The following is a 2,360-nucleotide window of genomic DNA, read 5'->3' as shown; positions in this document are numbered from 1 at the left end:
TATTTACCAATACATAGACCAGCTTGGAAATGTAAGGGTTTCTTACGGAAGAAACAGCACAGGAGTTCTTGAGATTACAGATGCCAATGATTACTACCCCGCTATTGCAAGACGTTTTGGTTATTCTTTTGAAAAGATAGCAAATGGAGTGATTTTACAAAAAACAATAAAATAATTATGAAAGATAAATCATCAATATATGTATCTATTTTTAATAGAAAAGGAGGAGAGGGTTTATACACAAAAGTTATTAATGAAAATAATAAAAAGAGTTATGAAGATTTATTTAATGAGCTTGATGAAAAAGAAAAGGCACTTATAATTTACTATAAAAACACTTTAAATTGGCTGTTATTTACTAATTTTAATATTTTAGTTTGTACAGAAGGTGGAAGGTTTATTATTAATTTAAGTGAGATCATTGAGGTTCAATTAGCTTTGCATGAAGAGTATGAGGATAGGATAACAGATAAAGAGAAGTTTACCCGTCTAAAAATAAAAACAAAAAATAAAGATTGTTTTATTTTAAATGTAGAAGAAGGTAAACCATATCAAGGTTTATATCAAGTTTTGCATTTTATAGTCAGTAATCGTTAAATGGTCTTAGTCCATGGCTATATGCTAAAGAAGTTTTAGTGTATTAGAATATACTTTATATTTATTAACTGTTTGAAAAAGGGAAAGTATTCATTGGCAATAAATTAGAGTATTGAAAACCAATACTCTAATTTTAAAATATTATGGCAAGGAACTGCAGGAAACCGGAATGTACAGCTACGGCTGGTGAGAATATATGCCGGACATTGCTAGATGGAATGGCATCGACCAATTAGCGGAAAGTTATTCACCGGGTTGTAAAAAAATAAAGTTTATGATATTTTATTCAAATAGAAAATTTAAAATGTGGGGTTATATTGCAAGCCACTCTTCATTGCTATTGCGTAGTGAAATGAAATATTCCGATGAAGATGATTATTCAGAAGATAATTCTTATAATATTGATTTCGAATTTTGGGCAGTAAATTACATGAATATTCCAACTTCTCTTTGCGAGATTACTATTAAAGAAATATCAAAAGATAAGTTGCTTATGGAAATTGATGAAGATTTATTGAAATATGATATGAAAATTTTTGAATTAGAATCAATGGGTAGAAAATATTACATTATTGCAGGAGGCCTCTTAATTGGCAAAAATGCATGGGGAAGCCAAGACAGAATTTTTGATTACAATCTAAATCTAAAGCATGATGAAATAATATTTCAAAGCACATAATGAAATACATAGGATTTATAAAAGAATATAATAAGATTCCAGAATCTTTTTCATTAAATGAATACAAAAGCAAGCAAAATTATGCTAATGAAGAAAAAGAAAAGATCCTTCATTATTTGAAAAAGGGTGATGTAATATTGACTTGGATGGGCGTCTTTTTGGATTTGGATAATAATAATTTTATTGGCCCTCAAATTTATTATACGGATGGAGAATGGATTTGGCCCTTATATCTAATATATTATTTAGAAAAAGAAATATTTTTCGATTTAGAAGAAGAGTTTACAAATTATTTAAAAGAAAGAAAATATAAATTGAATATTCTTTCAGAAGAAAAGTTACGTGAAATTGAATATGATTTTTCCGACAAATTGGAAAGATATTTATAGCTTGATAACAAATCTTATTTAGATTTAAAAGCGAGAAAGGGGGCAAACAGGTTCTTATATTGCTACACTTGGAGGAGAAACAGCAGCGAGTTATTTGCCAGGAGTTTTAATAAGAGGAGTTACTGCAACAAAATATAAAAGGAAGTATAGACTGGAATAGGTATTAATGCATTTGTAGGAGGAGATCCGGTTTTTGAAGCGGTTAAAGTTGGTAGGCTAAATTACAGGGGCAATATACTTAATAACTTATGATGGTCGAAAAAAGGATTATGGATGGTATTGGCATTAATAGTGCAAAAGCACTAACTAGTATTTTTGGAATGGGGGTAGGAAATTATAATGGTTTAACAAATGGTTACTTTGCTACCTGGAGCTTATTTTAATATAACAGATATTGGTATAGAAAATAAATAAAAAAATGAAAAAAATAATTGAAAAAAAATTCCATTTGATTTTAATTTCCATACTCGTCATTGTAATTGGCTACTGGTTTTTAAGCTCTTTAAATGGTCTTAAGAATGTTTCAAAAAGACAAAAATATACAGTAGCATTGGTAATAAGTGGTTGGCATCATAAAGACACTCATGGAATAGGTGTAGACTACGAATATTTTGTAAATAATAAGAAATACTCTAATACAATAAATTTAGATTTAAAAAAGGAACAAAAATATCTTTTAGCTTTTGATTCAATAG

At 28.5% G+C, this 2,360-nt stretch carries 4 protein-coding genes; all 4 read left to right on the top strand.

Annotation, left to right across the window (positions count from 1 at the left end):
- Positions 1–177: 177 nt before the first annotated feature.
- Complete coding sequence (locus DRF57_RS23355) at positions 178–597, top strand: hypothetical protein (RefSeq protein ID WP_115921129.1); 420 nt, start codon at positions 178–180, stop codon at positions 595–597.
- A 196-nt stretch (positions 598–793) separates the two neighbouring features.
- On the top strand, positions 794–1,276 hold the full coding sequence (locus DRF57_RS23350) for a hypothetical protein (protein WP_123863383.1): 483 nt from the start codon (positions 794–796) through the stop codon (positions 1,274–1,276).
- Positions 1,276–1,665: a hypothetical protein gene (locus DRF57_RS23345; RefSeq protein WP_115921127.1), complete on the top strand. Its 390-nt coding sequence runs from the start codon at positions 1,276–1,278 to the stop codon at positions 1,663–1,665. The genes DRF57_RS23350 and DRF57_RS23345 overlap by 1 nt, the downstream gene beginning before the upstream one ends.
- A 418-nt stretch (positions 1,666–2,083) precedes the next feature.
- The coding region (locus DRF57_RS23340) for a hypothetical protein (RefSeq protein ID WP_133297562.1) at positions 2,084–2,360 on the top strand (277 nt) is incomplete at its 3' end.

This window comes from Chryseobacterium rhizosphaerae (genome assembly GCF_003385455.1).
Taxonomy (GTDB): Bacteria; Bacteroidota; Bacteroidia; order Flavobacteriales; family Weeksellaceae; genus Chryseobacterium; species Chryseobacterium rhizosphaerae.
This window is presented reverse-complemented; position numbering and strand designations above follow the sequence as displayed.